This is a genomic window from Schwartzia sp. (in: firmicutes) (assembly GCF_978017985.1).
This window is the reverse complement of the sequence record NZ_CDXDFU010000156.1, coordinates 1-8,111: the sequence shown is the minus strand read 5'-3', so window position 1 is coordinate 8,111 and position 8,111 is coordinate 1. Positions and strand designations below refer to the sequence as shown.

Annotated in this window: 8 protein-coding genes and 1 riboswitch; all 8 genes read right to left on the bottom strand. The window is 49.5% G+C overall.

The window, feature by feature from the left end:
- Positions 1 to 1,271 (bottom strand): uroporphyrinogen-III C-methyltransferase (cobA, locus tag ACY69O_RS07070; protein ID WP_462332767.1); only part of this gene is annotated, 1,271 nt, incomplete at its 3' end.
- Positions 1,272 to 1,317: 46 nt separating this feature from the next.
- Positions 1,318 to 2,256: a hydroxymethylbilane synthase gene (hemC, locus tag ACY69O_RS07065; protein ID WP_462332766.1), complete on the bottom strand. Its 939-nt coding sequence runs from the start codon at positions 2,254 to 2,256 to the stop codon at positions 1,318 to 1,320.
- Entirely contained in the window at positions 2,219 to 3,535 is a 1,317-nt protein-coding gene (hemA, locus tag ACY69O_RS07060) for a glutamyl-tRNA reductase (RefSeq protein WP_462332765.1), read from the bottom strand. The genes hemC and hemA overlap by 38 nt, the downstream gene beginning before the upstream one ends.
- Positions 3,504 to 4,151 carry a precorrin-2 dehydrogenase/sirohydrochlorin ferrochelatase family protein gene (locus ACY69O_RS07055; RefSeq protein WP_462332764.1) on the bottom strand — a complete coding sequence of 216 codons (648 nt, stop codon included), beginning with the start codon at positions 4,149 to 4,151 and terminating at the stop codon, positions 3,504 to 3,506. The genes hemA and ACY69O_RS07055 overlap by 32 nt, the downstream gene beginning before the upstream one ends.
- Position 4,152: 1 nt before the next feature.
- Positions 4,153 to 4,860 carry a precorrin-2 C(20)-methyltransferase gene (gene cobI, locus ACY69O_RS07050; protein WP_462332763.1) on the bottom strand — a complete coding sequence of 236 codons (708 nt, stop codon included), beginning with the start codon at positions 4,858 to 4,860 and terminating at the stop codon, positions 4,153 to 4,155.
- Positions 4,861 to 4,973: 113 nt separating this feature from the next.
- A riboswitch (cobalamin riboswitch) is annotated at positions 4,974 to 5,162 on the bottom strand.
- A gap of 143 nt (positions 5,163 to 5,305) precedes the next feature.
- Positions 5,306 to 5,977, bottom strand: a complete 672-nt coding sequence (locus tag ACY69O_RS07045; RefSeq protein WP_462332762.1) for a response regulator — start codon at positions 5,975 to 5,977, stop codon at positions 5,306 to 5,308.
- An 83-nt stretch (positions 5,978 to 6,060) separates the two neighbouring features.
- Entirely contained in the window at positions 6,061 to 7,470 is a 1,410-nt protein-coding gene (locus ACY69O_RS07040; protein WP_462332761.1) for a type II secretion system protein GspD, read from the bottom strand.
- A 13-nt stretch (positions 7,471 to 7,483) separates the two neighbouring features.
- Positions 7,484 to 8,020: a hypothetical protein gene (locus ACY69O_RS07035; RefSeq protein ID WP_462332760.1), complete on the bottom strand. Its 537-nt coding sequence runs from the start codon at positions 8,018 to 8,020 to the stop codon at positions 7,484 to 7,486.
- Between the last annotated feature and the right edge of the window lie 91 nt (positions 8,021 to 8,111).

The following is an 8,111-nucleotide window of genomic DNA, read 5'->3' as shown; positions in this document are numbered from 1 at the left end:
TCTTCCGTAGAAGCGACCGTTTCATAAACAGGCGCTACATCAACGATAGCTCCGTATTCACGCAGGCTTTCCGGGAGTACCTCACGAGCCTCCTGCGCGCGCGGAATAAGGACACGCTCGCCGGGAGCAAGCTCGCCCTTAAGAGCAGCCAAAACTCCTTCTGCACGGAATTCCGCGGGAACAATATCCGCAAGAATGCCGTACTGTTTTAAGCGTGCGGCTGTAGCCTTTCCGATTGCTGCAATGTGAGCCTTTGCCAAATCCCTTGTATCCTTGTTTGCCGCAAACAGGCGGTCAAAGAAACGGTCTACCCCGTTAACGCTGGTGAAAATAAGCCAGTCATATGATGCAAGAAGAGAAATGGCCGCATCTACTGCTTCATAATGGTCGGAGGGCTCAACGAGACGGATTGCAGGAAGCTCAATGCAGCCTGCGCCCAAATCCTCAAGTCTTCTGGTGAGCCTCGAAACCTGTGCACGGGAACGTGTCACAACCACCTTTTTGCCGAACAGAGGGCGCTGTGCTTCATTATCGAACCAAGCAAGCTCCTCACGCAGTTTCACTACATCACCCACAACAAAGATTGCAGGAGGCTTGATTCCGTTTTTCTTTACGTCCTCAGCAGCCGTTCCAACCGTTGTTACGAGGGTACGCTGCTCAGCCTTTGTACCCCAGCGGATAACTGCCGCCGGAGTATCTGCCGGACGTCCGTTTTCAATGAGCTTCTTTGTAATCTGCGGAAGATTGGAAACACCCATCAGGAATACAAGCGTATCAACACCTGTGGAAAGCTTGTCCCAACGCATATTGGAGCCGCCCTTTGTAGGGTCTTCATGCCCCGTGATTACCGCAAAAGACGTAGCGACCGCACGGTGCGTGACAGGAATGCCTGCATATGCCGGAACAGAAATAGCTGAGGTTACACCCGGAACGATTTCAAAGGGTATATTATTTTCGCGCAGCAACAGTCCTTCTTCGCCGCCGCGTCCGAATACAAACGGGTCACCGCCCTTTAAGCGGACAACACATTTGCCTTCCTTCGCCTTGTCAACGAGGAGCTGATTGATATCTCCCTGCTTCATCGTATGGTTTGCCGATGCCTTGCCTACATAAATGAACTCGGCATCCTTCGGTGCCCATCCGAGAATACGGTCATCAGCGAGACGGTCGTATACAACAACATCCGCGGACTCAAGGCACTCTTTGCCTTTCAACGTAATGAGCCTGTAGTCTCCGGGACCGGCTCCGATAAGATATACCATTCCAGGCATAATTTCACTCTCCTAAATTGATTGCTTCCGTAAAAGAGCCCGACCGTTATTTACGGTCGAGCAGTAAACCTATTTCATGAAGGATTTCTATGCCTCCGGCATCAAGCAGGCGGTTCGCAAGCTGATGTCCAAGGTCTTCGGCATCCTTCCAGTTTCCTTTGACCTTGTCACGGAAACGGCGTTTTCCGTCAAGGGAAGCTATTACAGCCTCCACCTCGACACCGCCGTCCGAAGGGACCGCATAGACCCCGACAGGAACCTGGCAGCCGCCCTCCACAGTTTCCAAAAACGCACGCTCTGCTGCCGCACAGCATGTAGTTTCATCATCCTGCAGAAACGCCAGCATACTGCGGATTTCCTCATCATCCTCACGGGCTTCAATTGCAAGCGCTCCCTGTCCGACAGCAGGCAGACACATGGACTTCGGCAGGACCTCCGTAATGCGGTCTCCGAAGCCAAGGCGCTTCAATCCTGCCACAGCAAGGATAATAGCGTCGTACTCACCCTCATCAAGCTTTCTGAGTCTTGTGTTCACGTTGCCCCTCAGGTCTATAAGCTCCAAATCCGGGCGAACAGCAAGAATCTGAGCACGGCGTCTGAGACTTGACGTACCTACACGCGCACCCTGCGGAAGGGCATCCAATGTTTTGTATTTCGGGCATACAACCGCATCACCCGGGTCAAAACGCTTTGTAACTGCAGTGATGATAAGCCCTTCCGGAACCTCCGTAGGCATATCCTTAAGGCTGTGAACCGCAAGGTCAATACCGCCCGCAAGCATTTCCTCTTCGAGCTCCTTTGTAAAAAGCCCCTTGCCGCCAATTTTTGCCAGTGGCGCGTCTAAAATTTTATCTCCCTTTGTCGTCATCTTTTTTTCTTCAACCACGATTCCGGGATATTGTTTACGCAGACACTCGGCTACATAATCAGCCTGCCAGAGTGCCAGCTTACTGCTGCGCGTCCCAATTATGATTTTCTGTCTCACTTGCCTCTGCCTCTCCGATAAAATCTAATTTAAACAGGCTCCGCATAGCCTCAATGTAGAACTGCTCGCGGTCCGTGCCTGCCGCCGCATTGATTTCCATCATCGGGAACCGTAAGAGCTTGCGGACTATCATCTTTGACATCTGCTCAACAATCCTGCGGTCGCCTTCCGAAATATCCGGCAACTTTCCAAGCGCACGACGAAGCTCACGGCGGCGCACCTTGTCTGCACGCTTCGAAAGGCGTGCCATAAGAGGCTGAAAGGATAAATACTGGAATTTATCCTGAATGGATTTTACTTCTTCATCGACAATATGCCTTGCCTCATGGGCCTCTTTCTCGCGCTCCTGCCTATGTTCATCTACAACCTCCTCAAGGTCATCTATGTTATAGACAGTAACTCCCGGAATAGTGTCAACCTCAGGGTCAACATCTCGCGGGACAGCAATATCAATGAAAACCAGCGGACGGCCGTGACGTTTTTTCATGGCAAGCTGCGTTTCCCACGGTGTCACCACATAATGGGGAGAACCCGTCGATGTTACAACAACATCGAAATTCGAGGTATGAAGCAGCGCTTCATCAAATGCAACAGCCTCGCCGTGGAATTTTTCAGCCATTTCCTCAGCTTTGTCCCTATGACGGTTCGCTACATATATTTTTTTAACGCCGCGTCCCACGAGATTTTCAGCCGTAAGCTCAGCCATTTTGCCTGCACCGAAAATAAGTGCCGACGACTGGTCCAGCTCGCCGAAAATCTGGCGTGCAAGCTCAACAGCCGCATAACTGACCGAAACAGCATTAAACGCTATTCGGGTTTCCGTGCGGACACGTTTTCCTGTAGCAATAGCACGATGGAAAAGCGTATTCAGTATTGTACTGGTAGCGCCCTCCTCATGGGCTATGGCGTACGCCTGCTTTACCTGGCTCAGAATCTGTCCTTCTCCGATTACGAGAGAATCAAGACTGGATGCCACGTTGAACAGATGACGGATACACTCTTCATCCGAAAATTTATAGAGATACTCGCTGACATCATCTTCATTTCCGGTGAGATCAGACCAGAAATTCTTTAAAATCTCTGATTCATCGGTATCCATATCAACAACTGCATATATTTCATTGCGGTTGCAGGTGGAAAGCACAACAGCTTCGTCAATTCCTCCGTATTCGCTCAAATGACGCAGACCATTATGTATCTGTTCCTTTGTTAAAGAAAACCTTTCCCTTACTTCAACCGGTGCTGTTTTATGATTCAGTCCCAAAACGACCAATTGCATTTCTTACCTGTGCCTCCGCCTCATCATACTTCTTCTCTTTAACGAGAGCCATGACAGCATCGTCAAGAGCCTCCCGCCAGAAGGCTTGACGTGCAGTGCTCCCGGCAAGCTTTTCTTTCATTTCTTCACGTATAGGTGCCAATATCTCGAGCCATGGCCCGTAAACATCAATAATACCCTCCAGCTCCTGACGCAGTTTGCGTGAAAGCTCCGGGCTTGCTCCATTTGTTGACGCCGTCAGCAAAAGTCCGTCCTTTTCAGCAAAGGCCGGGAACATCAAATCGCTGAGATCCATCGGAGGAGCCGCCATATTCACCAGAGCACCCGTAGCCTTTGCTGCCCAGGCAGCAGAACGGTTTGCGGACTCATCATTGGTAGCGCACACAACAAGAAACATTCCCAAGACGAGTGATGCCGTAAACGGCTCGGCAATCCACTCAATATTTTCTTCCCGTGTGAATTTCAAAAGCTCGGAATCTATCTCCGGTGCAATAACACGAATCTGTGCCCCTGCTTCGTGAAGAGCCTTCACTCTGCGCAGTGCCACAGCTCCGCCGCCGATAACAGCACACTTTTTTCCGACCAGCTTGAAACTGACCGGTAATACCGCCGCCATCTTATTTCTCCGGCGTCCTGCGTGCCAGGACGGTAGACAGATAGTTGACCGGCTGGTCCTTGCGGGCGAGGATATCGTCAATGCGTTCCTCATCCGGCATGCCTACACGGCTGACCATAACAGAGTTTTCTATCATTTTATTCTTCACAAGAAGGTCGGCAATTTCAGGGAAGTTTTTGTAGACCTTCATAAGGACTACATTATCCGAAACCTCCATAACCTTTTCAATAGTTTCTTTGTCTGCCGTCGCCGGAATAATGCTCAGCACATCATTTCCCTCAACGATAGGCCAGCCAAGATGGCTGCCGATTGCAATGAATGCCGGAATACCCGGAATGGTCTCAATTTTTACGCCTTTTTTCTCAAGCAGACGGAAAATATAGATATAGGTGCTGAAAAACATAGCATCGCCCAACGTCAGGAAGCCTACATTCTTCCCCTGTTCAAGGAAGCCGAGAATTTCCTGTACATTCGATTCCCAGGCATCTGTAGACTGTTCGAAATGCTTAACCATCGGGAAAACCTGATATACAATCTGTACGTCGTCCCGAAGATACGGCTTAGCAATATCATATGCTACACTGCCGTCTTTTTTCTCGGTTTTCGGTGCAATAAGCACGTCAACTTTTCGAATGGTATTGACGGCTTTCATCGTCAAAAGGTCCGGATCTCCCGGTCCTACGCCGATTCCATAAAAAATTCCTGCCATTCCGATTACCCTCCTATATTGTATAAAGCAGCTAAGTGCAAAAAGAAAAGACCTTCCCCCAGGAAGGCCTGCTGATACAATTTAAATCCCCTTCCCTTCGCTCGTGGGTACAAACGGTGATTGTTGGGAAGGCAGATATCCTGACTCGACATCATTGCCGTGCAAAAGCTTTCCCGAACTTGGACTCGCGCCCGCGTTCAGTGTCATCGTTTCTGCCGACTCTGTCATACAGTGGCGTGACCGTGCCGGCATCTCACCGGCTTCTCTTTATTCCTGGCGGAACCTTACCCCGTCAACTTTCTTTATGCAATTCCATCATATGTATGACACTAATGGGTGCTGAGACTCCTGTCTCTGATACGAAGACCAAGTCCCCATAAAGCCCCAGATAATTCTCACTTTATAGTACAACGGTCATATCGACACTGTCAACTTATGAACAAATTTACTCAAGCGTCATTATCTTGTGTTTAAGAACATAGATAAGCGCCTGCGTGCGGTCATTAACATTGAGTTTGCGGAAGATATTTGTAAGATGGTTTTTAACCGTTTTTTCACTTACGAAAAGAGCCTGCGCAATATCCTGATTTGAGAAGCCCTTAGCGATACAGGAAAGAACGTCCATCTCGCGCGGCGTAAGGCGCTCAGCGCGGCCCTCTCTCCACATCTCGCGTGCCTTCTCGTTGACATCCTCGCCTTCCTGAAGACCGCCGAAAATACGCTCGGCAAGCTTCGGATATACAAAAGCATCGCCATTATTTACTACGTGAATTGCCTTGATGAGCATTGTCGGCTCAACATCTTTAAGAAGATACCCAAGCGCACCGTTGCGGAGCATTTCGAGCACATATTTATCGCTGCCGTGAATGGTAAGCGCGATAATGCGCGTGCGCGACTTAGCTGCCTGAAGCTGCTTTGTTACCTCAAGTCCGCTGAGATTAGGCATATTGAGGTCAAGCAGCAAAATATCCGGCTGCAGCACAAGAGTACGGGCAAGAGCTTCCTGTCCGTCTTCTGCCTCTCCTACAACCTCGAGATCTTCCTCGAAATTCAAAACGCGCTTAATTCCCTGTCGCAGCAGAGCATGGTCATCTGCAATCAAAATTTTTATAGACATAATGAATCTTGTCTCCTCTCGCAAATCACTCAGTATATTATACCAAATATATCAAACATATATCAAACGGATATAGTCCCGTATTATTTGCTTTTATTTTCTTTTTCAAAATCTTCCGAAGACTTTATGGCAGGAGATTCCCCTTCATCCAGCACATGGGCTGTAAGAAAAATCATAATTTCTGAATCGGATTTGCTTTTTCTGACGCTGCGGAAAAATGCACCCAATATAGGTAAATCTCCAAGGAAAGGAACCTTCGAAAGCGATTTTGATTCCTCACTCCCGATCAGCCCTCCGATTACCATTGTCTCTCCATCCTTCAGACGGACAACCGTATCTGCCGACCTCTTTTGAAACTGATATGCTTTCAATGAATCAACGTAAAGCGGTGAGCTGACCTCGGTATGTACCTTTGTGGTGATGGCCCCGTCGGGATTCACACGAGGTGTACAGCGAAGAATGATTCCGGCATCACGATATGTGATACTTGTCGTTGTCGCGGTATTCGTCGACGTCACCACCGGTACGGGAACCTCGCCCCCGATATTTATCTGGGCTTCACGCCCCTGAAGTGTCGTGATGTTTGGACGCGCCAGAAGCTTTGCCTTGCCGTCGGTTATCAGAGCCTGTATCTGCGCTCCATAGTAGAATTCAAAAGGATGGCCGCCCGGCCCGTGTCCGAACCGTATAATTCCCGGCATCGACTCGCCGTTCTTCCACGTCCGTTCAGCAGTTTCCTTGGGAACGGATTCCGTTACTGTCGTATATGAACCGTCCGGATTCTGCACAGAATGTCTTCTCGATTCATAGTCTTTAGTGTACTCAGGATACTGAGGTACCTTAGACCATTCCCATTCTACACCAAGTTTCTTTGAAGCTTCTTTGGAAATCGCAATTACCTTTGCTTCCAACGATACCTGTTTTATCGGCTGGTCAAGCGCCCTTACTATACGCCTCGCCGCCTCATTTTCTGCCGCGGTACCGTAAAGCACAAGCGTATTTGTCCCCGAATCAGCAAGTACACGCTCCGCAGCTCCTACACCCGAACCGCCCGTTTCCTTTGACGGGCTGCTTTCCTTCCGGTCAGCTTTTCTTAAAGCCATGGAAACCGCTTCTCTTACCGTATCAAGTTCAGCATATTGCAGAGGATACGTATACATACGGTAAAAAGCTGAATTCTCGGGCTTTATCGAACTAACTACAAAAACATCTCCGCGCCGTTCCACGGCAAGTCCCTTAGCCGCGGCAATCAGTTCTACCGCGTCATCAGGCTCTACCCCGTCCAGCCGCATAGATACCAGGCCTTGCACAGAATCATCTACTACAAGATTGATATCACCCAGACGGGACACCATTGAAAGAACATCGCGCACATTTCCGTCAGACACATTCAGAGTAACCTGCTCTGCTCCGGCATCTGCGTTCCAAAAGCAAAACGCCGCCAAAAACGAAAATATCGCCGTTTTAAATTTTGGGGTCCCATAAATCCTCAATACATTTTCCTCCTCAGCGTCCCGAAAGACGCAGGGTGAGTATTCCTTCAGATGTTTCTACTACAGCAGCGGCTTCAGTAAGCTCCAAAAGCTCGACATCTCCGTGCCGCTCCCCGGGAGCCATGCTCCAATGTTCATTCCCCCGGGAAAAAACTGCCATCACTCCGGCAGATGAGCTTGCTGTCCCCACAAGCTTCACAGGCTCTTTGCGTGAACGCGTGCGTTCTGTTTTTTCATCCGGCCCTTTCACAGATGCCGTCTGCAGGCTTTTATGAACCTGTTCTCTTTCATTGTGCTCAGCCGAAAAAGGCGAATGCAGCACCACCGGTTTTGCTATCGGCACAGCAACGGGCGCGCTGTCTGCGCTCCCGGTCGAAACCTCAGCACGCTGCGGCAGCTTCACAATAGGAGCCGGCTCGGGCTCCGAAACCAGACAGCTGCTGATTCCTGTTCCGCAAATCACTGATGCAAACATGACAGGCAAAAGATATTTCTTTCCCTCAGGTGTCAGATTTGCATAAAAATATTCCATGAACTCGTCAACCGTCATGCCTTCAAAGAATTCCTTCCAAGCGCCGCTATTTTCGGCCCCATGATTTTCTTGTATGCTTCAACCCCCGGCTGGTCAAAAGCATCAACAT